This is a genomic window from Sphingomonas sp. (assembly GCF_019635455.1).
Taxonomy (GTDB): Bacteria; Pseudomonadota; Alphaproteobacteria; order Sphingomonadales; family Sphingomonadaceae; genus Sphingomonas.
On the sequence record NZ_JAHBZJ010000005.1, the window covers coordinates 183,738 to 207,148 of the forward strand.

Here is a 23,411-nt window from a genome sequence, read left to right on the forward strand (position 1 = left end):
ATCAGAACTTGTAGCGGCCCTGGATTCCGAAGAAGCGGGGCGTGCCGGGATAGGCGGCATAGTTGCCGGTCTGCTCCGGCACCGCGAAGCCAGTGATGTGATAATATTGGTTCGTCAGGTTCTCGACGAAGAACTCCAGGCTCTTGCTGCGATCGGCGGTCTGGATGCCGATCCGTGCGGACACCAGCGGATAGCCCTGATTGTAGAGCACGGTGCGCCCGGTGACGGGGTCCGGGTTGCTCGACGGGATGTTCACTTCGCTGTTGTAGCGCATATCGACATGGAACAGGCCGTGGATGTTACCGGAGATACGCGGCGTCCAGGTCGTCGCGATCGTCACCGTATTGGTCGGCTGATTGTTGAGCTGACGCCCCTCCTGCCCCTGAAGCGGGGTGCCGGTGAAGTTGTTGCTCGTGTCATATTTGGCGCTGATATAGCTGTAGCCAAGGCGCACGGTGAAATCGCGGATCGGCTGAATGATCGATTCGATCTCGACGCCCTTGCTGGTCGTGCTGTCGACATTCTGGACCACGAAGTTGTTGCCGCTGAACACCAGCGACTGCAGCCCGCGGAACTTCTGGTAGAAGCCGGCGACGTTCAGCGTGAAGGCGCGGCCCCACTGCGTCTTGATGCCGATTTCATACGCATCGACCGATTCCGAATTGAACTGAAGATCCGAACCCTGCGGGCCGTTGCCGCCGAGCAGGACGCTGTCGAACGTCGCCTGGTCGAGGTTGTAGCCGCCCGATTTATAGCCGCGATCATAGCCGCCATAGATCAGGACGTCCGGGGTCAGCTTATAGGCGAGCTTGGCGGTGCCGGTGATCTTGCTCTCGTCGCGGCTGTGCGTGTAGCTGCCGTTGAATTCGGTGTTCACCGCGGGGTTGCAGCTGAGCAGGAACAGGTTGTTGAACAGGCCGAGCTGACGCAGCAGCGTGGCATATTGCGTCGCCGCCGCGTTGCCGGCCCGCACCTGGTTGAAGAAGGTGCAACTGCCGGTGTTGTTGTTGATCGTCGCGTTCAGATCCTTCTTCTCATAGTTCCAGCGCGCACCCAGCGTCAGCGAGAGCTTGTCGCTGATGTTGATGATGTTGTGCGTGAACAGCGCGAAGGCATTGGTCTTGACGCGGAAATCGTCATTGTTGTTGCCCTGGCCCGCGGCGGCGCCCGGAAGCGCACTGGCGGCCAGCGCGGCGAGGCCGGGAACCGGCGTCGACGAATAGCCGAGCGCGGTGCAGGTCGCCGCGGGAATCGTTCCCGCAGGCGCGGTGCCGGCGGCGATCCGGAAACAGCCGACCAGCGGGGCGAGCGAGGCGCCATAGACGGCCTGATAGGCGAGCGGCGAGTTGGGAACCGCCGGATTGAGGAACACCGCGCCCGGCGTCGGCACCGTGGCGCCGAGCGATCCGAAGAACTGAACCGAGCCGCCGAATGACGGACCGGCGAGCGCGTTGAAGATCGAATCGACATAGCGGTTGCCATCATTGCCGATGCGAACCGTGTCGCGCAGGTCATTGGTTTCGTTGAGATAGAAACCGCCGATCAGCCAGTCGAGCGCGCCGCCAAAGGCCGAGCCCTGGAAGCGGATTTCCTGGGTGAAATCGACCAGACGGTTGCGATAGCCGTCACGATAGGCACGATCGATGCCCGAGAAATCGATGTCCTGATCGCGCAGCGCGCGCCAGTTGCGATAGGCGGTGATCGAGGTGAGCTTCACATCGCCCAGTTCGGCGTTGATCTCTCCCGAGATGCCCCAGTCGCGCACGCGTTCGGAGAAGTCGCGGTTCGGCGACACCGCCATGCGACGATCGGAGGGATCGCCGGTGTAAAGGCCGACGCGACCCTGTGCCGCCGCGATGCCGTTGATCAGCGGTGCGAGCGAGCCGCGCACCGCGCTGACCGCGCCACAGCAATTTTCGTCGGTTTCGTAATAGTCGCCGATCAGGCGGAACGAGAAGGTCGAGGTGTCGTAGAGCGCCTGCGCACGCGCATACCAGCGATTGATGTCGTTGATCGAACGGTCGCTGTTGACGTCGTCGATATAGCCGTCGCGCTTGCGATAGCCGCCATCGAGGCGCAGCGCGAGCTTGTCCGACACCGGGCCGGTCACCGCGCCCTTCAGCTCGAACGCGTTGTAATTGCCGTAGCTGGCCTCGACCGAGCCGCCGAAGTCGAACGACGGTTGGGCGGTGAAGATCGACAGCGCGCCAGCCGACGTGTTGCGGCCGAACAGCGTCCCCTGCGGCCCGCGCAGGATTTCCACGCGCTGAAGCTCGGGCAGTTCGGACACGGCGACACCGGCGCGGGCGCGGAAGACGCCGTCGATGAACACGCCGACCGCCGGTTCGAAGCCGGGATTGTCGCCCGCCGTCGTGATGCCGCGAATGTAGAGGGTGGTGCCGGTCGCCGAGGACTGGCCGGTCGAGCTTTGCAGCGACGGCGCGAGCTGTTCCAGCCCGCGAATGTCGTCCACGCCAGCATTCTGGAGCAGTTCGTTGCCGACCGCAGTGATCGCGAGCGGCACTTCCTGAACGGTTTCGTCGCGGCGGGTGGCGGTCACGACGATTTCGTTCGCCGACTGATAGTTTTGTTCGTCATCGGCCGCCGGCGCGCTCTGCGCATAGACGGGGGTGGCGACGGCCATCGCGATGGCGGACGCCGTGAACAGCTGGAATTTCCGCATTGGGCTCTCCTTCCTGGTGGGCGCCGGAATCTCGCGTTCGGTCGCCGGTGTGATTTCAATGTCGCAGAATTACTGCCCTCCGAATCCTTACGTCAACGTCAAACTCGTCAGGAATCCCGCAGAAATGCTTGCTATTTGCCGATACGATACAAATGTGGCCGATGCGCAACACGGTGGCGACGCTTGCCGTAGCGTCAAGCGAGAGGATAGGAGCGCGACGGATGAGCACATATGATCATATCGACCCCGTGGACGGGGACATCGTCGCGCCGCCGGCCAAGATCGACGTTCCCGAGGAAGTCGCCGAGGCGATCCGCACGTTGCTGCGCTGGGCCGGCGACGATCCGACGCGCGAGGGGCTGGTCGATACGCCAAAGCGCGTGGCCCGGGCGTGGAAGGAATATTGCCAGGGCTATGGCGAAAATCCCGCCCACCATCTGAGCCGCGTGTTCGAGGAGGTGGGCGGCTATGACGAAATCGTGCTGCTGAAGGACATACCGTTCCAGTCGCATTGCGAGCACCATATGGCCCCGATCATCGGCAAGGCGTCGATCGCCTATCTGCCGCGTGACCATGTCGTCGGCATTTCAAAGCTCGCCCGGGTGCTCCACGCCTTCGCCCGCCGCCTCCAGGTGCAGGAACGGCTGACGGCCGAGGTGGCCGATTGCATCTGGCAGGGGCTGAAGCCGGTCGGCGTCGCCGTGGTGATCGAGGCGACCCATGCGTGCATGACCGCGCGGGGCGTCCGCACGCCAGGCGTGGGCATGGTGACCAGCCGGATGATGGGCGTGTTCCGCGACGACGAGCGCAGCCGTGAGGAAGTGCTGGCGCTGATGGGCTATTGATGCGCGTTCTGGTCACCGGCGGCGCGCGACGGATCGGCGCGGCGATCGTTCGCCATCTGGTGGCGGCGGGCCATCGCGTCGCGGTGCATCACCATGATTCGCACGAGGAGGCCGATGCGCTTGCGGTCGAACTGGGCGTCGCGTTGGTGACGGCGGACCTGTCGGACGCGGACGAAGCGGGCGGGTTGATCGATGCGGCGGCGGCGGCGCTGGGTGGCCCGGTCGAGGGGCTGGTCAACAATGCGTCGCTGTTCGCCTGGGACGCGCTGCCGCTGGGGGATTATGCGGGCCTTGACCGTCACATGCGCGTAAATGCGGGCGCGCCGGTGCTGCTCGCCTCCGTGCTCGCCGCGCAGGCCGGGCTGGGGGAGGGCGCGGTCGTCAACCTGCTCGACCAGAAGCTGGCCAATCCCAATCCCGATTTTCTCACCTACACGCTCAGCAAGGCGGCGCTGGCCGAGGCGACGACGCTGCTGGCCATGGCCCTTGCCCCACGCGTCCGGGTCAATGCCGTGTCGCCGGGCCTGTCGCTGCCGAGCCTGGACCAGAGCGCGGCGGAGTTCGACGCGGTGGCGCGCGCGAACCTGCTGGAGCGGCGGGTGGCGGTGGACGACATCGCCGCGACCGTCGCGCACCTGCTGACCGCGCGGAGCATCACCGGGCAGAACATCTTCGTCGATTGCGGCCAGCGGTTCGTGAAGCGCGATGGCGACGTGATGTTCGAGGGGCGGGAGCGGCCGGATGGCTGACTATACCATCCTGCTGGAAGGGCTGGAGGTCGCCATCGGCCTTGGCATCCACGCTCATGAGCGCGCCGCGCCGCAGCGTGTGTCGGTGAGCGTCGAGCTGAGGTGCCGCTACGACGCGCCGCCGCCCGACCGGATCGATGCGGTGATCGACTACGACTATCTGCGCAGCGGTATCCATGCGCTGGCGGCGAAGGGGCATATCGAGCTTCAGGAGACGCTGTGCGACGCGGTCGCGGCGCTGGCACTGGCGGCGGACCCGCGCGTGCGGCAGGTGCGGGTACGATCGATGAAGCTGGACGTCTATCCCGATGCGCGCGTGGGGTGCGAGGTGGTGCGCGAACGAAGCTGAAGGAGGGGGCGATGCGGAGATTGAGCGTGGCGGTGGGGTTGGCATCGGCGCTGGCGTGCGGTTCGACGCCGGCACGGGCCGGTCAAGAAGGGGTGACGCTGATCACCCCAATCACCCCGATCGCACCGGGCAACTGGGTGACCGACGACGACTATCCTGCCGAAGCGCTTCGGCTTGGCCTGAGCGGGGGCGTCACCTTCCTTTTGAACGTGGGGGCGGACGGCGTCCCGACCGGGTGCAGGATCGTCGAGAGTTCGCGATCGGAAATCCTGGATCGGGCGACCTGCCGGTTGTTGCTCGAACGCGCCCGGTTCAATCCCGCGCGCGACCCGTCCGGGCGAGGACGCGCTGCGACCTTTCAGTCGCGCTTCACCTGGCGCATTCCGGAATCGCGCGAACCACAGATCGTCGGACTGCGCATCGTCCGGGAAACGCGCGGCTATCGCTGTACCTTCGAATTGGAAGGCAAGACCCGCACGCTCAAGCCGCCGATCTGCACCCGGATCGCCGAAAGCCTGGCCAAGCAGGCGCGTGAGGTGGAGGGGGTAGTGCCGCTCGGCCTGCCCGAGGTGGTAGCCGCGATCGCCGATTCGATCAGCGAGTAGATCGGGGCGATCATGGTAACCGGGGACGGGGCCGTCATTCGGAATCGGCGTTTTGGGGTTGGACGAACTGCGGTCCAATCCCTATGTCGTGCGTTCGCGCGTTCAGCGACGCGCAACATGGGGACGTTACAGGGCGGTATCGTGCAATTGCTGCTATTCATCTCCGCGCTTCTCGCGGGTCTGACCGGGGCGATCTCCGGCGACCGTGACGTGCGCGCGATGCAGCAGCGCGGCGACGCCACCATTTCCCGTTCCGCAGAGGCCGCCGTCGAGGCGGTTGCTGTCGTCACCATCGCGGTGGCGTCGGTGCGGCCGGCGGCGTCGATCGCCACCACGCCCGCCGCGCCGCTGTTCGCAGTCCATGCCGTGCCGGCGACGCGCGCCGCCCGCCTGACGAGCGAGCGCCGGCTGGAATAGCCGCGCCCGCCCGCGCTCCCCTCTCCGGCGCGCGGCACCCATTTCGCCTTCGCATCGTTTGCGCTCGTGTCGCGGGCGCGCACCCCGCAAATTCATTCGACTGGAAATCATCATGTTCGGCGGCTTTGCCAAATCCCTGTTCGGTTCGTCCAACGACCGGTACGTCCGTTCGCTCAACCCCATCATCGCGAAGATCGCCGGTTTCGAGCCGACGCTTCAGGCGCTGTCCGACGCGGAACTCGCGGAGCAGACGGTGAAGTTCCGCGAACGGCTCGCCAATGGCGAGAAGATCGACAGCATCCTGCCCGAAGCCTTTGCGACGGTGCGTGAGGCATCGCGCCGTGTGCTGGGCATGCGCCATTTCGACGTCCAGATGATCGGCGGCATCGTCCTGCATCGCGGTGAAATCGCAGAGATGCGCACGGGCGAGGGCAAGACGCTGGTCGCGACGCTGGCCACCTATCTCAACGCGCTGCCCGAACAGGGCGTCCATGTCATCACGGTCAACGACTATCTCGCCCGTCGCGACGCCGAATGGATGGGGCAGATCTATCGATTCCTGGGCCTGACCGTGGGCGTGATCGTCCCCAACCTGACCGATCACGAGCGGCGCGAGGCCTATGCCTCCGACATCACTTATGGCACCAACAACGAATTCGGCTTCGATTATCTGCGCGACAACATGAAATATGACCGCGCGTCGATGGTGCAGCGGCCGTTCGCGATGGCGATCGTTGATGAGGTCGATTCGGTGCTGATCGACGAGGCGCGTACCCCGCTCATCATCTCCGGCCCGACCGACGACAAGAGCGAACTCTATATGAGCGTCGATGCGGTCGTGAAGCAGCTCGACGAGGGCCTGTACGAGAAGGACGAGAAGCAGAAGAGCGTCGTCCTGACCGAGGAGGGCATCGAAACCGCCGAACGGATGCTGGAGGCTGCGGGCCTGCTCCAGGGCGCGAACCTCTATGATTTCGAGAATACCCAGGTGGTCCACCACCTGAACCAGGCGCTACAGGCGAACGTCATGCGCAAGCGCGACATCGACTATATCGTGAAGGACGGAAAGGTCGTCATCATCGACGAATTCACCGGCCGCATGATGGATGGCCGCCGCTGGTCCGATGGCCTGCACCAGGCGGTCGAGGCCAAGGAAGGCGTGACGATCGAGCCGGAGAACCAGACGCTCGCCAGCATCACCTTCCAGAATTATTTCCGCATGTATCCCAAGCTGTCGGGCATGACCGGCACCGCCGCGACCGAGGCGCCGGAGTTCTTTGACATCTACAAGATGAACGTCGTGTCGATCCCGACCAACGTGCCGGTCCAGCGCGTCGATCAGGATGACGAGTTCTACAAGACTCAGCAGGACAAGTTCATCGCCATCGCGCGGTCGATCAAGGAACATGCCGCAAAGGGCCAGCCGGTGCTGGTCGGTACGGTTTCGATCGAAAAGTCGGAGCTGTTGTCCGAATATCTCCATAAGGAGGGGGTCGATCATTCGGTCCTCAACGCCCGGCACCACGAGAATGAGGCGCATATCGTCGCCCAGGCCGGACGGCTGAGCGCGGTCACGATCGCCACCAACATGGCCGGTCGCGGCACCGACATCCAGCTGGGCGGCAACGTCGAATTCCGCGTTGAGGACGAACTGCGTGACATGCCCGAAGGCGCCGAGCGCGACGCGGCGATCGCGCAGATCAAGGCCGAGGTCGCGGCCGAAAAGGCCAAGGTGCTCGAAGCCGGCGGGCTGTTCGTGCTCGGCACCGAACGGCATGAGAGCCGGCGCATCGACAACCAGCTGCGCGGCCGATCGGGCCGTCAGGGCGATCCCGGCCTGTCGCGCTTCTACCTCAGCCTCGACGACGACCTGCTTCGCATTTTCGGACCCGACACGCTGTTCGCCAAGATGATGCGCAACAACATCGCCGATGGCGAGGCGATCGGCAGCAAGTGGCTGACCAAGGCGATCGAGACCGCGCAAAAGAAGGTCGAGGCGCGCAACTACGACATCCGCAAGCAGGTCGTCGAATATGACGACGTGATGAACGACCAGCGCAAGGTGATCTACGAGCAGCGTTCGGACATCATGGACGCCGAAACGGTCGGCGATGTGGTCGAGGACATGCGCGCCGAAACCGTGAACGAGATCGTCGGCAGCGCATGCCCGCCCGAGAGCTATCCCGAACAATGGGATGTCGAGGGGCTGAAGACGCGTACCCAGGAAATTCTGGGGCTGGAGGTGCCGATCGAAACCTGGATCGCCGAACAGGACGGGATCGACCCGGAGGATGTCGAAACGCGCATTCGCGAACTGGCCGAGGCGCGGGTCAAGGCGAAGTCGGACGATCTGGATCCCGAAACCTGGACGCAGATCGAAAAATCGATCCTGCTCCAGAATCTGGACCATCACTGGAAGGAGCATCTGGCGATGCTCGACGCGCTGCGGCAGGTGGTTCACCTGCGTGCCTATGCCCAGAAGACGCCGATCAACGAGTATAAGCAGGAAGCGTTCGCGATGTTCGAGCGGATGCTGGTCGCGATCCGCGAGGATGTGACGCGGACGCTGGCCTGGGCCGAATTCCGCTTCCAGCCGCCGCCCGAACTGCCGGAACTGCCCGATTTCCTGACGACGCATATCGATCCGCTGACCGGTATCGACAACAGCGCCGACTGGGACGCGGCGTCGGCGGGCCTGATTTCGGGCGAACTGCCCGCGATGCAGATCCCGCGCCCGGACGGCGGCGAATTCGGCGACGATCCGGCGAGTTGGGAAGGCCAGGTCAGCCGCAATGCGCCATGCCCGTGCGGATCCGGCCGCAAGTACAAGCATTGCCACGGCGCGCTGTAGGACCTGATCGGGCGTTGCCGAATCCTGAGCCGGAGGCGTCCCGGCCTTGTCCCGGGGTGCCTTCCGGCGGCTGACGGCGCGGATCATCATGCTGCGAAGCGCAATCGGCTCCGTCTCCCCGGGGGTCAGCCGCGGGCGATGGGTTGAAAAAAGGCCGCCCGGTTCGCTCCGGGCGGCCCATTTCCGTTCGTGATATCGCCGATCAGCGCGTCGGGGCGGCAGGCTGCTGAATCGAGGGGCCCAGGTTCGCCAGCACCTGTCGCGCGTCGAACGAGCGGACATTGTCCGGCTTGCGCCCGCGCCCGGTCACGATCTCGGCGGTCGCTTCGTACCGGTCAACGGTGCGGACATCGACCGATCGGCCCCAGAACGGGTCGCCCCAGAACGGGTCCCAGCTGCGCCAGCCCCAACGCGGGCCGTAATAGCGCCAGGAGGGTCCCCAATAGCCCCAGGGGCCGGGACCGAACGGCTCGTTCACATAGGTGCGCGACCGCTTTTCGGTATCGCGGTCGGCCATGGTGAAATAGTCGAACCCGCGTTCGACCGTCAGTTGGGCGGCGCGATAGAGCAGATACCGCTCAACCGTCTCGCGCGAGGTGAGGTTGTTGCCCGCGAAGGTGACACGGAACCGGTCCGCCTCGATCTGTTCGTCCCAGTAGCCGGTGCGGTACGTGCCGGTGCCGGTCGCGGGCTGATATGCCGTCGGCATCGCGCAGGACGCGAGCATCGACGCCGACGCCAGGGCGAGGGCCGCCGCCGCGGCTCGCATCCGGCGGGGCTGGCTGATACGCATGGGATTCATCCTCCTGACCATCTGATTTGCGGCGAATCGTGCCGTTTCCGTGGTTGTAACGAACAACACAGGGCAAATGTCCCGTTGCTGAACGAAACGACAGAAACGGCGCCGCGAAAAACGAACCGCCAGCGGAGATGTTGATCGACAGCACGCCATATCAAGGCCGCGCCGCAGGCGGTGGAAGGGGGGCGTGCGCCCAGGCGATCGGGAGGAGAGTCGGGGCGGCCGTAACAGCAAGCTTCACGCGCCGACCGATGGCGACGGTCGCCAGCACCGCGTCTTTCCGACCGGCGCAATATCGCCGGTTGCCGCGCGGTCGACGTGCTGCTGGACGACCCCGCGCCGCGCACGATCGTGCTTGCGGACAAGGCATATGACAGCAACGCCATCCGCGACCTGAGGGCGGCAGGAAGCTTCCCGAACATCCCGTCCAAGGCCAGCGCTCGAAAGCGCTGCTTCTCGAAGACGCTTTACAAGGGCCGCAACGCCGTCGAGCGCGTGTTCCGCCGCCTCAAAAGAGTATCGCGGCATCACTACCCGCTACGACAAGCTCGCCACCAGCTTCCTCAGCGCCATCCACTTCGCTGCAGCGGTCACATGGTGGTTATGAGACCAGGGCCTAGGCTGACCCGTCTCTCATGACGCGGCGCAACGAATCCGGTTGACTTTCCGGGTCGATATTATTTTGCAAAATGTCTTCAATTTTATCATGCCGCGACGAAATCTTTTCTACGGATGATTTTGACAGCCTGTAATGATCATCGGCGTTATTCACGGCAACAGGATGAGAAAACAAATACCCCTGGACCTGGGTGCATCCTTTTTGACGCAACCGTTCGAACTGATGGGGCGTTTCCACACCTTCAGCCGTAGTGACCATGCCAAGTTTTCCAGCAAGCTCGGTGATCGCTCGAATGATGGCGCGGGATTCCGCGTTGTATTCAATCGATTCGACGAAGCACCGGTCGATCTTGATCTTGTCGAAAGGAAAACTGCGCAAATAGTTTAGAGAGGAGTACCCGGTTCCAAAATCATCAAGTGCGATCCGAACGCCAAAATCGTGCAGTTTGCGTAGCACGGCAATATTTGCCTCACTATCTTGCATCAGCATCGTTTCGGTAATTTCTAGCTCGAGTCTGTCGGGGTTGATGCCCGCATTGGCAACGGCGTTGACGATCATCGGGATCAGGTTGGCACTACGCATTTGCGCCGGTGAAAGATTGACTGAGACACGGACATCTTCCGGCCAGTGCTTCAGTTGCGCGACGGCCTCACGAAGCACCCATTCGCCGATCTGCACGACAAGCCCCGTCTCTTCCGCAAGCGGAATAAAGGCAGAGGGCATGACCAGGCCCCGGGTCGGATGATTCCACCGGATGAGCGCCTCATACCCAGCGGTGTCCCCGGACTGAACGCTGACCAACGGCTGATAATATAAGACGAATTCGTTGCCGGCCAGCGCCGTTCTGAGATCCATTTCCAGCTCGCGCCGCTCGCGAGCGACTTCGTCCATGCCGGGTTCAAAATGCGCGAAGCGATTTCGGCCATTTGCTTTCGCGCTATAGAGCGCAAGGTCGGCTTTTTTCATCAGGTCCGCAGGCATGGTTTCATGGCCAAGACCGATTGCGATGCCGATGCTGGTCGAAGTCATGACCTGCATGCCCTCAAGAACGAAAGGCTGGTCGATAGTTTGAATGATGCGTAACGCGCAGGCTTCAACCTCTTCAATTCCCATCGCCTTGTCGATCAACACGGCAAATTCATCGCCACCCAGGCGGGCGACCATCGCGCCCTCACATGCAGCGAGTTCAATTCGGCGCGCGACTTCGCACAACAGCTTATCGCCAATCGGATGCCCCAACGTGTCATTAACGGATTTGAACTGGTCAAGGTCGAGGCAAAGGACGGCAGCAACCTCACCTTCGTCGAGGCGTTTGATCGAGCGAGTTAGCGTTTCATTGAACAAAAAGCGGTTGGCGAGGTCGGTCAAAGCGCAATAGTGCGCCATATAGCTGACCTTTGCCTCGGCGCGTTTTTCTACGGTGATATCTGAAGCTACGCCGTGCAGACGTCCGTCTGCGCGAGTGCGTGCTGACAGCCTCCACCATTTCGGCTCATCCGCGACGGTGAGTTGGACAATCAGGTCCCGAAATCCTTCACGGAGGTCGAGATATCGCGCAAGCGTGTCACGAGAAGTACTGACATCGAACAGGCTGATAAACTGTACGCCTTCCAACCCCGCGACGTCTCGGCCGCACGCGTCCGCAAACCTCCCGCACGGGGCCGCAATTGCACCGTCCTCATCAACCGACCACAGCCAGTCTGCGCTTTGGGCTTCATAGTCGTTGAGCAGTAGCTGTACGGTTTCAGAACTCTCCCGAAGTGCGTTCGCCTTCTCCTGCAAGGCCAATTCACTTTCGACTTTCGCTACAAAGATGTCCCTGTTGGCAAGGATCGTCCGGGTCAGAACTGCTGCATAACACAGGATGAGTGCCACCCCTTGAAAGGCGAGTGGCAAGGGTGAGAGAAGCCATGCCGTCACGCAGCTCACGGTCAACGGGACCAGATAGCTGAGTGCTGCGCTCGGCAAGGGGCCGTAACTGATGATCGCCGCCCCCATCATCCCACCGGTCAGCATGGCGAGCAGTGCAAAATCAAGAGGCTGTATATATCTCGCGCCAAACACCATCAGCAGCCCCCACGCCAGGCCATTCGCGAAGGCCATGATGTTGATTAGGCGCTTATGGGAGGTGAGGCTTAAGGTGTCACGGAGGCCGGCCATGCTGTGAGCGACACGCAATATGGCTAGGCACAAGACCATGGCGGCCCAGCACATCGCCAGAGTCCGCCAGGACGAGTTCCACAAGAAAGAAAGCACGATACAGGCGTTGAAAACGCCTCCGATCACTGCCGTCCGCGCTAGCTCAAGGCTGTTCTCTACCTGCGCTTGGTCGACAGATTTCCTTTTTTTGGAACTTCGCACGGCCCTTGGTATCTGATTCACCCTGCCACCCCATATCCGACTATTGCGACCACCGATGGGAGCTATTCAGATTTAGCACGCAAAACGAGAAAGCGTTTGAAACCCCAGAGGCCCATCCTTTGATACGGCGTTGGTTACGGGAGATGGTTTAACAAACGGCTACCATAAAGCTGCCGACCGGACGCCGCTCCGAGTGGCTTGCTGGCCATCATGGCCTGGACGGTAGTGATCGGCAGGACGCAGCAGCCGGATCGACTGACACCGCTGATACGCCCCGAAGGGGAGGGCCAGGCCGGCGGCAAGGGCGGGTCACTGGCGGGACGACGTTCGCGGCTCGACCTGGTGGTGCTCGATGCGCGTGGATATCTCCCGTTCGCGCGCCCGATGCCCCCATTTCCGCCGACTGATGCCCCGGAAATGCCCCCGCGGCGGGGGCGTCAGCCCGAACCGGCATGATCCGCCTTGAGCGCCGTTTGTCGCGATGTCGGGGGGCAGCCCAATTGAGCGGCGATGATCGCGCTTGAGCTGACGCTGTGGCTCCCCGAGTTGGATTCGAACCAACGGCCGCTCGATTAACAGTCGAGAGCTCTACCGCTGAGCTATCGGGGAACACCAGCGAGGGCGCGCCTATACGAAGCGGTTTTGCGCATTGCAAGCGCGAACGCCGCGCTTTTTTGTCAGGAGACGAACTGCTCCATCGTGATCCGCTCGTCCAGCGCATGTTCGGGATCGAACAACAAGGTGAGGTCGCGGTGGTGGTCGATCGCGATCTCGACGCGGGCGACATCGCGCACCTCGCGCTGGTCGGCGACGGCGCTGACCGGGCGTTTGGCGGGATCGAGGACGCGCAGGGTGATGCGCGTGCGTTCGGGCAGGATCGCGCCGCGCCAGCGCCGCGGCCGGAACGGGCTGATCGGGGTCAGCGCCAGCAGCTGCGACCCGAGCGGCAGGATCGGGCCATGGGCGGACAGGTTATAGGCGGTCGATCCGGCCGGGGTGGCGACCAGGATGCCGTCGCATACCAGTTCGGGAAGGACGACGCGATCGTTCACCGCGACTTCCAGCTTCGCGGTCTGGCGGGTTTCGCGCAGCAGCGACACCTCGTTGATCGCGGGCAGGACCTGGGTTTCGCCATCGACCGTGGTCGCGGTCATCACCAGCGGCGTGACCTTGAACGGGCGGGCGCGCTTCAGCCGCTCGTCCAGCCCGTCCGGACGCCATTCGTTCATCAGGAACCCGATGGTGCCGAGATTCATCCCGAACACCGGCACGATCCGGTGCCGCTCCAGCATCGCGTGCAGCGTCTGGAGCATGAAGCCGTCGCCGCCCAGCGCGACGATCAGTTCCGCCTGGTCCAGCGCCGCCCAGTCATGCGCGGCGAGCAATTCGGTGGCCGCAGTCTCGGCGGGGTTGGTGGGAGAGGCGACCAGCGCCCGGGGTGCCGTAATCATCCGCCGGTCACGCTCATATGCCGCGATACCGCCGGGGCGGCGCCGGCGCGGATCGCGAAGTCGTGGCGCGCCGGCTTGCTCGCCAGCGCCGCGTCGATCGCGGCATCGACGGCCGCCAGCCCGCCGGCACGGATCGCAGCCTTCAGATCGACCTGATCGTCATGGCCGAGGCAAGTATAGAGTCTGCCCTCTGTCGTGAGCCGCACACGGTTGCACCCGTCGCAAAAATTCTGGGTCATCGGGGAAATCAGGCCAAGCCGCGCGCCGGTTTCCGCGACGCGCCAGTAACGCGCGGGGCCGCCGCTCGCATGATCGTCACGGGTCAGGGTGAAGTCGCGCGACAGGGCGTCGAACACCTGGGTCAGCGGCAGGAAGCGGTCGGCGCGATCCTCTCCGGTATCGCCCAGCGGCATGGTTTCGATCAGCGTCAGGTCCATGCCCAGCGCGCCCGCCCAGTGCAGCATCGGCGCGAATTCATCGTCGTTCAGGCCGCGCAGCGCGACCATGTTGATCTTGACCGTCAGTCCGGCCTCACGCGCGGCGTCGATGCCGTCGAGCACCCGGTCCAGCGCGCCATGGCGGGTGATGAAACCGAACCGATCGGGGTCGCGGCTGTCGAGGCTGACGTTGATCCGGCGAACACCCGCCGCGGCCAGGGCTGCGGCGTGGGTGCGCAGATGCGTGCCGTTGGTGGTCAGGGTCAATTCGTCCAGGCCCTGGCCGACCTGTCGCCCCAGCCGACGTACCAGATCCATCGCGTCGCCGCGCACCAGCGGCTCGCCGCCGGTCAGCCGGATCTTGCTGACGCCGCGTGCGACGAAGCGTTCGGCGATCAGCGCGATTTCCTCCAGCGCCAGCACTTCGCTGCGCGGCAGGAACGTCATCCTTTCGGCCATGCAATAGCGGCAGCGCAGATCGCACCGGTCGGTCACCGACACCCGCAGATAGCGGATCGTGCGCCCATGCCGGTCCATCAGCGGCCGATCCATCAGCGGCCGATCCGTCGAAAGGGGCGTCGAAGCCATGGCATGGAGCTAGGACGTTCATGGCTTCGCAGCAACCCTTGGGTTACAGAGGCGTCGATGACCGCTTCCGCGCCCTTGTCCGCCACATCGCCTGGCCGGGACCGCCCGCTGTTCCTGCTTTCATTCCGTCAGCGCGACGAACTTGCGGCGCTGGCGGGGAAGGGCGGCTGGCGCGTGGTCGCGGCGCGCCGGGCGGACGGCGCGGAGCGACGCCTGATCGCCAGCGGCGCCGCGGTGGCGGTGGTTGATGCGCGCGGCGCCGTCGAGGAGGGGCTGGCGGCGGTGCGCGCGCTGGCCGGGCCGACGGGCGCGGCCGGGGGGGCGCTGCTGGCGCTCGTCTCGCGCGGCGATGCGGCGCGGCTGGGCGAATTCCACGATGCCGGTGCGACTCATTTTCTGGCCAGCCCGATGCGCGAGGTCGAGTTCGTGCAGGCGCTGCGCTTTGCCGAGCGCCATGCCCGTCGCGTTGGCGGAGAGGCGCCCGCAACCGCCGGCGGCGCCGACCCGCTTGGCTGGCGCTACGATCCCGCGCGCGATTCGATACAGGTGACGCCGGCGCTCGCCGCCTTGCTGGGCCTGTCGGAACAGGCATCGGTCCGGGCGATGCTCCGCCGTGTCGATGCGTCGGACCGGGGGGCATTGCGCTCGGCGATCGCGCGGCTGCGATCGGGGTTGTCGGCCACCGCCTTTGCGCATGAGCTGCGCGGAGCGGGCCGGGTGGTCGAACACCTTCAGATCGACGGACGCACCGGGCGCGTGCATGCGCTGATCGAACGGCTGGGCCAGATCGATGCGGGGGCGGCGGTCCGCGAGGCGCTGGGTGCGACGCGCGATGCGGCGGGCGCGCGCCGCTGGATCGCGCGACGGCTGGAGGACGGGCGCGCGGTCGGGCTGGTGCTGGCGACGCTCACCCGTTTCGATCTGGTCAATACCGCCTATGGCCGGGTCACCGGTGACGAAGTGCTGCGCGCGGCGGCCGCGCGCCTGGCCGATGTGGCGCGCGGGGCGTTCGGGCGTCGGGCGATCACCGCGCGGCTTGGCGCTGCCGAGTTCCTGCTGGCGGTCGATGATGCCGATCCTGACATGCTGGCCGATGCGGCGCGGCAGGTCGAGGCAGCGTTCGCGCGCCCGTTCGTCGCCGGCGATTCGATCACGCCGCTTGGCGCGCGCGTCGCCTTTGCCACGTCGCAGGCCGGGGACGATGCGGCGGCGGTGCTGGCGCGGGCGGGCGAGGCGCTGGCGGGCGGGAGTGGAGCGGGGGCGGATGCCCCGATCGACGCGCTCGCGCTCGATCTGCGCCGCGCGCTGGAGGCTGGCGAGATCGGCCTGCTGTTCCAGCCCCAGGTCAGCATCGCCACCGGCCAGATCGTCGGCGTGGAGGCGCTTGCCCGGTGGAGCCATGCATCGCTGGGCGAGATCGGCGCGGAAACGCTGTTCGCCGCGGCCGCACGCGCCGGGATCGAGACGGCGCTTTCGGAACATGTCCAGCGGCTGGCGCTGACCGCTGCCCGGGGCTGGCCCCCGGCGCTGGCCGCGCTGCGGCTCGCGATCAACGTCACGGCGGCGGACGTCGCCCGGGCGGGGTTTGTCGATCTGTTGCTGGACTGGATCGACGCGAGCGGCTTTCCGCGCGCGCGCCTGACGGTCGAGATCACCGAGGGCGGCCTGATCGCCGATCTGGGCGAGGCGGCGCGGCTGCTCGGCGAATTGCGCACCGCCGGCTGTCGGGTGGCGATCGACGATTTCGGGACGGGCTATTCCAGCCTCGCCTATCTGAAGGCACTGCCGCTCGATTATCTGAAGATCGACCGCAAGCTGACGCAAGACATCGCCGGCTCGCCCCGCGACCGGGTGGTGGTGCGCGGGGTGATTGACATGGCACGCTCGCTCGGCCTCACGGTGGTTGCCGAGGGGGTGGAAACGCCCGAACAGCTTGAACTGCTGGCCAAGGAGGGGTGCCAATTCTATCAGGGCTATCTGTGCGCCGCGCCGCTGAGCGTCGCGGATCTGGCGGCGCTGGTGGAGACTGGTCGATGATCCGATTCCTGCTCGCGCTGCTGCTCGTGTTTCCCGGTGTCGCGCTGGCACGTGAGGACGGGGGAGCGCGGGCGCGGATCGAGGCGGCGATGGCCGCGAGCGCCGCCGGGTGGGACCGTGGCGATCTGAACGCGTTTCTGGCGGTCTATGCCGATGATCCATCGACCAGCTTCACCGGCACGAAGGGGATCGAGCGCGGGCTTGGCCCGATCCGCGCGCGCTATGCGGAGCGGTATCGCGAGCAGTTCGGTCCAGATCCCCGGCCAAACCGAACGCGGCTGAGCTTTTCGTTTGAGGATTTCCGGATGATCGGGGCCGATCATGCGCATGTGATCGCGCGCTGGACGCTCACGCCCGTCGCCGGCGGCCCGGCGATGACGGGCATGACTTCCCTGCTGTTTCACCGCGAAGCGGGCGGGTGGAAGATCGTCGCGGATCACAGCAGCTGATGAACGATCCCCGCGACCTTTCCGGCGTCTGGTACGGTCGCTATTTCGCGACCTCATGGGGCGTCGAGGAGAACAGCTTCATCGCGCATCTTGAGGATGAGGGCGGCGCGTTCGTCGGCACGATCACCGAACCGGATACCACCGGCGCCGCCGATATCCGCCGCGCCTTTATCGACGGGTCGCGCAGCGGCGCGTCGCTGCGCTTCACCAAGCAATATGATCCCGCCGGGCCGCTGGCCCATGCGGTTGCCTATAGCGGGACCGTCACCGACGACGGGACCGAGGTGACCGGCGAATGGCGGTTTTCCGGCTATCATGGCAGCTTCGTCATGTGTCGCGAGATATTCAGCTATGACGAGCTGGAGGAGCGCGCCGAGACCGAACTGGATGCGCCGATCGCGGTCGATGCCGACGATCGCCGGCTGCGCTGACGCCTATTCGCCGAAGGAGACCCCGAATGACCCACCAGCGCGGCCTGGCCGCGATGCTGACGCTGCTGTTCGTCGCGATTCCCGCGTCCGCCCAGGAAAGCGCGCCCGACCGCTCGCAGGATGTCGCGTGGCACAACCGCCAGATGCTCGCGCTGGCGCAGCGCCATGGCGGCGCCGGCTGGCACGTCACCGCCAGTGGCCTGCGCTGGCGCCTGATCGCGGGCAATGGCGCCGGCGAACATCCCGGTCCGGCCGATCGCGTCACGGTCCACTATACCGGCACCTTCACCGACGGGGTCGAGTTCGACAGTTCGGTCCGGCGCGGCACGCCCGCCACCTTTCCCCTGAACCGCGTCATCCGCGGTTGGACCGAGGGGGTTCAGCTGATGGGTGTCGGCGACAAGGCCGAATTCGCGATTCCCATGGACCTGGCTTACGGCCCCGGCGGGCGTGGGCCGATCCCGGGCGGCGCGACGCTGTTGTTCACGGTCGAACTGCTGGGGATCGAGCGGGCGGCGGCGGAGTAGGGCTTCGCCGGCGCGAGGTCGAAAAAACGCGCGCGCCGATTGAACCGGACAATCGCGCTCGCCCACCTTATCCTCGAAAACCGAAAGGGGGGTGGGCGATGGCGCGGGAGGCGTCCCGATTGCTGGACGAGTATCTGGTGGTCTCGGCGCAGGCCGGCGACCGCCGCGCCTTTGCGCAGCTCGTCGCGCGCTGGCACAAACGGCTGATCGTGCATGCGTGGCGCCTGACCGGCGACCCGGACAGCGCGCGCGACGCGGCCCAGACCGGCTGGAGCGAGATCGTCCGCGGTCTCGCTCGACTGAACGACGCGCGCGCCTTTCCCGCCTGGGCCTATCGCATTGTCTCGCGCGTCTGCGCGAAGCAGGCGCGGCGTGAACGCGGGCGGCGCCTGCTGGCCGAGGCGATCGGGGCCGAGCCTGCGCCCGAACCGATCGGCCCCGATGCGGGCGTGGAGCACGACCGGCTTCGCGCCGCGATCCGCGCGCTGCCGCCCGATCAGCGCGCCGCGATCGCGCTCTATCATTTCGAGGAATTGAGCGTCGCCGAAGTCGCGGTCGCGCTCGACGTGTCGGCGGGCACGGTCAAGACCCGCCTGATGCACGCCCGGCGTAAACTCCGCGCCGCGCTGGAAGGAGAAGAGACATGCGGGATATCGACGCGCTGATCGGCGACGCACTGGATCAGGAGGAGCGCGACCTGCTCGCCCGGATCGGCGACGAACCGGGTTTCGTGCGACAGGCGTTCGGCCTGTTCGGCGGCCCGACCGGCTGGGCCAATATCGTACTGGCGGTCGCGCAATTGGTGATGTTCGTCGGTGGCATTTGGGCGGCGTGGCACTTCTTCGAGGCCGCCGATCCGCTGACGGCGCTGCGCTGGGGCCTGCCTGCCGCGACGCTGCTGATCATGGCGATGGTGACGAAGATGGTGTTCCTGCCGGTCATGTACACGCAACAGGTGATGCGCGAGCTCAAGCGGTTCGAAGTGCTGATGGCGTCGCGGAAGGCGTAGACGTCACTCCGGCACAGGGACCGGGGCGCCGGACGGGAAGGTGCGCCTTCAGCCCAGCGTTTCGAACGCCCCGGTCTCGAAATCCGCCTCGATCATTGCGACGATCTTTTCCGCGACCGTCTCGGGCGGCTTCACGCTCTCCGGCGCCTCGCCGGGATAGGCGCGCGCACGCATTCTGGTCCGTGTCGCGCCGGGGTTCAGCAACGCGACGCGTACGCGGGTGAGGTTCTTCACCTCGTCGCCATAGCTCAGCAACAGATTCTCGAACGCCGCCTTGCTGGCGCCATAGAGGCCCCAATAGGCGCGCGGGCTGCGCCCGACGGTGGAGGTAAGGCCGATGACGCGCCCCGCATCCGCCTTGCGCAGCAGCGGATCGAACGCGCCGATCAGCGCCGCCTGTGCGCTGACATTGAGCGCCAGGACCTTGGCGACCTCCTTGGCGTCGAACGCCGATACCGCCGCCAGCGTGCCGAGCGCCGCGGCATTCAGCACCAGGATGTCGAGCCTGCCCCAGCGTTCTGCGACAGCAGCGGCAAGGCGGGGAATCGCGTCGGTTTCGATGAGGTCCATCGGCGCGATCGTTGCGGATCCGCCGGCGGCGTGGATCGCCTCTTCCACCTCCTCAAGCCCGCCCGGCGTGCGCGCGGTCAGCACCACATGCGCGCCGGCGCGGCCCAGCGCGATCGCGGTCGCCGCGCCGATCCCGCGGCTTGCGCCGGTGACGAGCGCGATCCGCCCGGAAAACTGCGTGTCGCTCATGTGAAGTCTCAGGCCGGTTCGTCGAGCAGGGCAAGCTGGCTGGCCGCCTGCTCGTCATGGTCGGTCAATTGGGTGGGATAGTCGCCGGTGAAGCAGGCGTCGCAATATCGGGGCAGCACATCGGCGCGCCGCGCCTCGCCCAGCGCCCGATACAGGCCGTCGATGCTGACAAAGGCGAGGCTGTCGGCCTGAATGAAGCTGGCCATGCCGGCGACATCCATCTTCGCCGCCAGCAGTTTCGACCGTTCGGGCGTATCGACGCCATAGAAGCAGCTGTGCGTGGTCGGCGGGCTGGCGATGCGCATATGGACCTCTGCCGCGCCAGCCTCGCGCATCATCTCGACGATCTTCAGGCTGGTCGTGCCGCGCACGATCGAATCGTCGATCAGCACGATCCGCTTGCCCTGGATCAGCGCGCGATTGGCATTGTGCTTCAGCTTGACGCCCAGATGGCGAACCTTGTCCCCCGGCTGGATGAAGGTGCGCCCGACATAGTGCGATCGGATGATGCCCAGTTCGAACGGGATGCCCGATTGCTGCGCATAGCCGATGGCGGCCGGAACCCCCGAATCGGGGACCGGGACGACCAGATCGGCCTCGACCGGCGCTTCATCGGCGAGTTCGGCGCCGATCGCCTTGCGCACGGTATAGACCGAGCGGTCCTGGGCGATCGAATCGGGGCGGCTGAAATAGACCCATTCAAAGATGCAGGGGCGCGGCGCGATCGCGGTGAACGGGCGCAGCGAGCGCATCTCCCCGTCGCTGACGATGACCAGCTCGCCCGGCTCGACATCGCGGACATAGTCGGCGCCGACCACGTCGAGCGCGACCGTTTCGGAGGCGAAGATATAGGCATCGCCCAGCTTGCCCATCACCAGCGGGCGGATACCCAGCGGATCGCGACAGGCGATCATCCCCTCCGCCGTCATGCAGATCAGCGAATAGGCGCCCTCGACCTGTTTGAGCGCATCGATGAATCGATCGAGCAGGTCGCGATAGCCGCTGGTCGCGACAAGGTGGATGATCGTTTCGGTATCGGACGTGGACTGAAAGATCGATCCGCGCCGGATCAGCTCGCGGCGCAGGTGCATCGCGTTCGAGATATTGCCGTTATGCGCCACCGCGAACCCGCCGCTCGCCAGTTCGGCGTAGAGCGGCTGGACGTTGCGGAGCGCGGTTTCGCCGGTCGTCGAATAGCGGACATGGCCGCACGCGACGCTGCCCGGCAGGCCACGGATGATGTCGTCGCGATCGAAATTGCCCGCCACATGCCCCATCGCGCGATGGGTGTGAAAGGCGGTGCCGTCCCAGCTGGTGATGCCGGCGGCTTCCTGCCCCCGGTGCTGGAGCGCGTGGAGGCCGAGCGCCACCAGCGCGGCGGCGCCATCCGCGCCGGCGACGCCGAAAACGCCGCATTCCTCGCGCAGCTTGTCGCCGTTCCGGTCGGGATGTTCAAAAGGATGTGTGGTCAGCATCGGCCCTGTCGTGGGGAGTCGTGGTCGATCCGCGGGCATATAGGCGCTCGATCCGCACTTGTCGCCCCTTTGTCACATCCGCGCGCGGACCCGTTCGCCGGCCGTCGCGTTGATCGGGTATCAATCGCAAGGAGACGGACGATGGCCAGCGAACACGGTCCCCAGATCAAGAATGACGAAATGTACGAAATGCTGCGCGATGCCGGTGCGTCGAAGGAAAAGGCGGCGCGGATCGCCAACGCCCAGGATAACGGCACGCTCAACCATGACAGCCGGCATCTCGAAGACCGCACGGTCAAGGAGCTGTATGACGAAGCGCAGGAGATCGGCATCGAGGGGCGGTCGGACATGACCAAGCAGGAATTGATCGACGCGATCCGCGACCGTTGACGCCGTACGGCCGAGGATTTCCGGTAGCGAAGGGGAGGGCGCCCTAACTCCCACGCTGTTCGTGACAATCGATGATAACCCGATCCGTGATCGATTATCCCACTCGCACTGACCTGTTTAACTCGTTTCCGGCGGAATGCCTCTGCCGATAGCTTGATCGCCAGACACACCGACAATGGAGAAGTTGCCATGGACGCGAAGACCGGAGAGATGAGCGGGGGTTGCCCGATGCATGGCGCTGGCGGCGTCCGCGCGCTGCTGGGCCGCACCAACAAGGACTGGTGGCCCGAGATGCTGGCGACCGAGATCCTCAATCCCAATGGCCCCTCCAATCCGATGGGCGCCGATTTCGACTATGCCAAGGCGTTCAAGTCGCTCGACTATGACGCGCTGAAGGCCGACCTGACCGCGCTGATGACCGACAGTCAGGATTGGTGGCCGGCCGATTATGGCCATTACGGCCCGTTCTTCATCCGCATGGCGTGGCACGCCGCCGGCACCTATCGCACCGCCGACGGCCGTGGTGGCGCCAATAGCGGGCAGCAGCGCTTCGCGCCGCTCGACAGCTGGCCCGACAACGGCAATCTGGACAAGGCGCGCCGCCTGTTGTGGCCGATCAAGCGCAAATACGGGAACAAGATCAGCTGGGCCGATCTGTTCATTCTGACCGGCAATGTCGCGATCGAGAGCATGGGCGGCCCGGTGTTCGGCTTTGGCGGCGGCCGCGCCGACGTCTATGAGCCGGAGCGCGACATTTACTGGGGCAGCGAGGACAAATGGGTGAACGAAGGCGTTCAGACCCGCATCGCCCCCGAACATGGCATGCAAGAGATCGAGGGGCCGCTCGCCGCGATCCAGATGGGCCTCATCTACGTCAACCCGGAGGGGCCGCAGGGCAATCCGCATGACGACGCGGGCATGGCCCGCGACATGAAGGAAACCTTTGCCCGGATGGCGATGAACGCAGAGGAGACCGTCGCGCTCACCGCCGGCGGCCACACCTTTGGCAAGGCGCATGGCAATGGCGATGCGTCGCTGCTGGGCGCCGCGCCGGCGGGCGGGGACCTTGCCGCGCAAGGCTTTGGCTGGGTCAGCAGCCATGAAAGCGGCGGGATCGGGGAGCATACCGTCACCAGCGGGATCGAGGGGGCGTGGACCAATACGCCGCGCGAATGGACCGAGAATTATTTCCGCCTGCTGTTCGACTATGAATATGAGCTGGTGAAGTCCCCCGCCGGCGCGAACCAGTGGCAGCCGATCGATCAGAAGGAAGAGGACATGGCCCCGGCGGCCTGGGACCCGTCGATCAAGGTCCCGACGATGATGACCACCGCCGACATGGCGTTGAAGCGCGATCCCGAATTCCGCGCGATCAGCGAACGATTCCGCAAGGATCATGAGGCGTTCAAGGATGCGTTCGCGCGTGCCTGGTTCAAGCTGACCCATCGCGACATGGGGCCGAAGGTCCGCTATCTCGGCCCGGACGTTCCCGCCGAGGACCTGATCTGGCAGGACCCGGTCCCCGCCGGCACCATGCCGTCGGACGCGGACGTGTCGGCGGTGAAGGCAAAGATCGCGAA

At 65.3% G+C, this 23,411-nt stretch carries 22 protein-coding genes, 1 tRNA gene and 1 pseudogene; 16 read left to right on the forward strand and 8 right to left on the reverse strand.

The annotated features are described in order from the left end of the window. Position 1: 1 nt before the first annotated feature. A complete protein-coding gene (locus KF783_RS08800) occupies positions 2 to 2,683 on the reverse strand; it encodes a TonB-dependent receptor (protein WP_294078311.1) in 2,682 nt (893 codons plus the stop codon). A gap of 221 nt (positions 2,684 to 2,904) precedes the next feature. Between KF783_RS08800 and folE the strand changes: the two genes are divergently transcribed. From folE to secA, 6 genes are all read left to right on the forward strand, one after another. After that, the gene (gene folE / locus KF783_RS08805) at positions 2,905 to 3,528 is read left to right on the forward strand and encodes a GTP cyclohydrolase I FolE (RefSeq protein ID WP_294078313.1); all 624 of its coding nucleotides are present in this window, start codon (positions 2,905 to 2,907) and stop codon (positions 3,526 to 3,528) included. Next, the gene (locus KF783_RS08810) at positions 3,528 to 4,277 is read left to right on the forward strand and encodes an SDR family oxidoreductase (RefSeq protein ID WP_294078315.1); all 750 of its coding nucleotides are present in this window, start codon (positions 3,528 to 3,530) and stop codon (positions 4,275 to 4,277) included. The genes folE and KF783_RS08810 overlap by 1 nt, the downstream gene beginning before the upstream one ends. Next, positions 4,270 to 4,626, forward strand: coding sequence for a dihydroneopterin aldolase (locus tag KF783_RS08815; protein WP_294078317.1), 357 nt, complete (start codon positions 4,270 to 4,272; stop codon positions 4,624 to 4,626). Before KF783_RS08810 ends, KF783_RS08815 begins: the two co-directional genes overlap by 8 nt. Positions 4,627 to 4,637: 11 nt before the next feature. After that, positions 4,638 to 5,231 carry an energy transducer TonB gene (locus KF783_RS08820; protein ID WP_294078318.1) on the forward strand — a complete coding sequence of 198 codons (594 nt, stop codon included), beginning with the start codon at positions 4,638 to 4,640 and terminating at the stop codon, positions 5,229 to 5,231. A gap of 141 nt (positions 5,232 to 5,372) precedes the next feature. Next, positions 5,373 to 5,648, forward strand: a complete 276-nt coding sequence (locus KF783_RS08825) for a hypothetical protein (RefSeq protein ID WP_294078319.1) — start codon at positions 5,373 to 5,375, stop codon at positions 5,646 to 5,648. A 112-nt stretch (positions 5,649 to 5,760) separates the two neighbouring features. Continuing rightward, a complete protein-coding gene (gene secA, locus KF783_RS08830; protein WP_294078321.1) occupies positions 5,761 to 8,499 on the forward strand; it encodes a preprotein translocase subunit SecA in 2,739 nt (912 codons plus the stop codon). 202 nt (positions 8,500 to 8,701) lie between these two features. On the opposite strand, the gene KF783_RS08835 is transcribed toward secA, so the two are convergent. After that, positions 8,702 to 9,292, reverse strand: a complete 591-nt coding sequence (locus KF783_RS08835; protein WP_294078323.1) for a hypothetical protein — start codon at positions 9,290 to 9,292, stop codon at positions 8,702 to 8,704. 300 nt (positions 9,293 to 9,592) lie between these two features. On the opposite strand from KF783_RS08835, the gene KF783_RS15795 reads away from it, so the two are divergent. Continuing rightward, positions 9,593 to 9,937 (forward strand): transposase, encoded by a 345-nt coding sequence (locus tag KF783_RS15795; protein WP_366511717.1) that lies wholly within the window; start codon positions 9,593 to 9,595, stop codon positions 9,935 to 9,937. On the opposite strand, the gene KF783_RS08840 is transcribed toward KF783_RS15795, so the two are convergent. Continuing rightward, complete coding sequence (locus KF783_RS08840; RefSeq protein ID WP_294078324.1) at positions 9,915 to 12,077, reverse strand: bifunctional diguanylate cyclase/phosphodiesterase; 2,163 nt, start codon at positions 12,075 to 12,077, stop codon at positions 9,915 to 9,917. The two genes, KF783_RS15795 and KF783_RS08840, sit on opposite strands and share 23 nt — an antisense overlap. Positions 12,078 to 12,575: 498 nt before the next feature. Between KF783_RS08840 and KF783_RS15800 the strand changes: the two are divergent. Next, positions 12,576 to 12,659 (forward strand): annotated as a pseudogene (locus KF783_RS15800) (ATPase); the annotation flags it as partial. Between the two features lie 153 nt (positions 12,660 to 12,812). Here KF783_RS15800 and KF783_RS08845 read toward each other — a convergent pair. The 3 genes from KF783_RS08845 to moaA all read right to left on the reverse strand — a co-directional run bounded on the left by KF783_RS08845 (position 12,813) and on the right by moaA (position 14,718). Then, positions 12,813 to 12,887: transfer RNA gene (locus tag KF783_RS08845), tRNA-Asn, on the reverse strand. A 68-nt stretch (positions 12,888 to 12,955) separates the two neighbouring features. After that, positions 12,956 to 13,729, reverse strand: a complete 774-nt coding sequence (locus KF783_RS08850) for an NAD kinase (RefSeq protein ID WP_294078326.1) — start codon at positions 13,727 to 13,729, stop codon at positions 12,956 to 12,958. Continuing rightward, entirely contained in the window at positions 13,726 to 14,718 is a 993-nt protein-coding gene (moaA, locus tag KF783_RS08855) for a GTP 3',8-cyclase MoaA (protein WP_294078360.1), read from the reverse strand. Before moaA ends, KF783_RS08850 begins: the two co-directional genes overlap by 4 nt. Positions 14,719 to 14,811: 93 nt before the next feature. On the opposite strand from moaA, the gene KF783_RS08860 reads away from it, so the two are divergent. The 6 genes from KF783_RS08860 to KF783_RS08885 all read left to right on the forward strand — a co-directional run bounded on the left by KF783_RS08860 (position 14,812) and on the right by KF783_RS08885 (position 19,207). Next, positions 14,812 to 16,791, forward strand: a complete 1,980-nt coding sequence (locus tag KF783_RS08860; protein WP_294078328.1) for a bifunctional diguanylate cyclase/phosphodiesterase — start codon at positions 14,812 to 14,814, stop codon at positions 16,789 to 16,791. Next, on the forward strand, positions 16,788 to 17,240 hold the full coding sequence (locus KF783_RS08865) for a DUF4440 domain-containing protein (RefSeq protein WP_294078329.1): 453 nt from the start codon (positions 16,788 to 16,790) through the stop codon (positions 17,238 to 17,240). The genes KF783_RS08860 and KF783_RS08865 overlap by 4 nt, the downstream gene beginning before the upstream one ends. Next, a complete protein-coding gene (locus KF783_RS08870; RefSeq protein WP_294078332.1) occupies positions 17,240 to 17,671 on the forward strand; it encodes a hypothetical protein in 432 nt (143 codons plus the stop codon). The genes KF783_RS08865 and KF783_RS08870 overlap by 1 nt, the downstream gene beginning before the upstream one ends. 26 nt (positions 17,672 to 17,697) lie before the next feature. Further along, on the forward strand, positions 17,698 to 18,198 hold the full coding sequence (locus KF783_RS08875) for an FKBP-type peptidyl-prolyl cis-trans isomerase (RefSeq protein WP_294078333.1): 501 nt from the start codon (positions 17,698 to 17,700) through the stop codon (positions 18,196 to 18,198). A 98-nt stretch (positions 18,199 to 18,296) separates the two neighbouring features. Further along, the gene (locus KF783_RS08880; RefSeq protein ID WP_294078334.1) at positions 18,297 to 18,863 is read left to right on the forward strand and encodes an RNA polymerase sigma factor; all 567 of its coding nucleotides are present in this window, start codon (positions 18,297 to 18,299) and stop codon (positions 18,861 to 18,863) included. Beyond that, positions 18,842 to 19,207: a DUF6768 family protein gene (locus tag KF783_RS08885; protein WP_294078336.1), complete on the forward strand. Its 366-nt coding sequence runs from the start codon at positions 18,842 to 18,844 to the stop codon at positions 19,205 to 19,207. Before KF783_RS08880 ends, KF783_RS08885 begins: the two co-directional genes overlap by 22 nt. 48 nt (positions 19,208 to 19,255) lie before the next feature. Here KF783_RS08885 and KF783_RS08890 read toward each other — a convergent pair whose 3' ends face one another. After that, positions 19,256 to 19,966: an SDR family NAD(P)-dependent oxidoreductase gene (locus KF783_RS08890; protein ID WP_294078339.1), complete on the reverse strand. Its 711-nt coding sequence runs from the start codon at positions 19,964 to 19,966 to the stop codon at positions 19,256 to 19,258. Positions 19,967 to 19,974: 8 nt separating this feature from the next. Further along, positions 19,975 to 21,441 carry an amidophosphoribosyltransferase gene (gene purF, locus KF783_RS08895; protein WP_294078340.1) on the reverse strand — a complete coding sequence of 489 codons (1,467 nt, stop codon included), beginning with the start codon at positions 21,439 to 21,441 and terminating at the stop codon, positions 19,975 to 19,977. A gap of 141 nt (positions 21,442 to 21,582) precedes the next feature. Here purF and KF783_RS08900 point away from each other — a divergent pair, with 141 nt between their 5' ends. Together KF783_RS08900 and KF783_RS08905 are read left to right on the forward strand one after the other, a co-directional pair. Next, positions 21,583 to 21,831, forward strand: a complete 249-nt coding sequence (locus tag KF783_RS08900) for a Rho termination factor N-terminal domain-containing protein (protein WP_294078342.1) — start codon at positions 21,583 to 21,585, stop codon at positions 21,829 to 21,831. 189 nt (positions 21,832 to 22,020) lie between these two features. After that, the coding region (locus tag KF783_RS08905; RefSeq protein WP_366511716.1) for a peroxidase family protein at positions 22,021 to 23,411 on the forward strand (1,391 nt) is incomplete at its 3' end.

Coding starts and splice junctions, on each gene's coding strand:
- KF783_RS08880 (WP_294078334.1), top strand. CDS start 18,297: ATGGCGCGGGAGGCGTCCCGATTGCTGGACGAGTATCTGGTGGTCTCG.
- KF783_RS08850 (WP_294078326.1), bottom strand. CDS start 13,729: ATGATTACGGCACCCCGGGCGCTGGTCGCCTCTCCCACCAACCCCGCC.
- KF783_RS08885 (WP_294078336.1), top strand. CDS start 18,842: ATGCGGGATATCGACGCGCTGATCGGCGACGCACTGGATCAGGAGGAG.
- folE (WP_294078313.1), top strand. CDS start 2,905: ATGAGCACATATGATCATATCGACCCCGTGGACGGGGACATCGTCGCG.
- KF783_RS08800 (WP_294078311.1), bottom strand. CDS start 2,683: ATGCGGAAATTCCAGCTGTTCACGGCGTCCGCCATCGCGATGGCCGTC.
- KF783_RS08890 (WP_294078339.1), bottom strand. CDS start 19,966: ATGAGCGACACGCAGTTTTCCGGGCGGATCGCGCTCGTCACCGGCGCA.
- moaA (WP_294078360.1), bottom strand. CDS start 14,718: ATGGATCGGCCGCTGATGGACCGGCATGGGCGCACGATCCGCTATCTG.
- KF783_RS08820 (WP_294078318.1), top strand. CDS start 4,638: ATGCGGAGATTGAGCGTGGCGGTGGGGTTGGCATCGGCGCTGGCGTGC.
- KF783_RS08870 (WP_294078332.1), top strand. CDS start 17,240: ATGAACGATCCCCGCGACCTTTCCGGCGTCTGGTACGGTCGCTATTTC.
- KF783_RS08865 (WP_294078329.1), top strand. CDS start 16,788: ATGATCCGATTCCTGCTCGCGCTGCTGCTCGTGTTTCCCGGTGTCGCG.
- secA (WP_294078321.1), top strand. CDS start 5,761: ATGTTCGGCGGCTTTGCCAAATCCCTGTTCGGTTCGTCCAACGACCGG.
- purF (WP_294078340.1), bottom strand. CDS start 21,441: ATGCTGACCACACATCCTTTTGAACATCCCGACCGGAACGGCGACAAG.
- KF783_RS08860 (WP_294078328.1), top strand. CDS start 14,812: ATGACCGCTTCCGCGCCCTTGTCCGCCACATCGCCTGGCCGGGACCGC.
- KF783_RS08875 (WP_294078333.1), top strand. CDS start 17,698: ATGACCCACCAGCGCGGCCTGGCCGCGATGCTGACGCTGCTGTTCGTC.
- KF783_RS08810 (WP_294078315.1), top strand. CDS start 3,528: ATGCGCGTTCTGGTCACCGGCGGCGCGCGACGGATCGGCGCGGCGATC.
- KF783_RS08900 (WP_294078342.1), top strand. CDS start 21,583: ATGGCCAGCGAACACGGTCCCCAGATCAAGAATGACGAAATGTACGAA.
- KF783_RS08815 (WP_294078317.1), top strand. CDS start 4,270: ATGGCTGACTATACCATCCTGCTGGAAGGGCTGGAGGTCGCCATCGGC.
- KF783_RS08840 (WP_294078324.1), bottom strand. CDS start 12,077: ATGGCCGGCCTCCGTGACACCTTAAGCCTCACCTCCCATAAGCGCCTA.
- KF783_RS08835 (WP_294078323.1), bottom strand. CDS start 9,292: ATGCGTATCAGCCAGCCCCGCCGGATGCGAGCCGCGGCGGCGGCCCTC.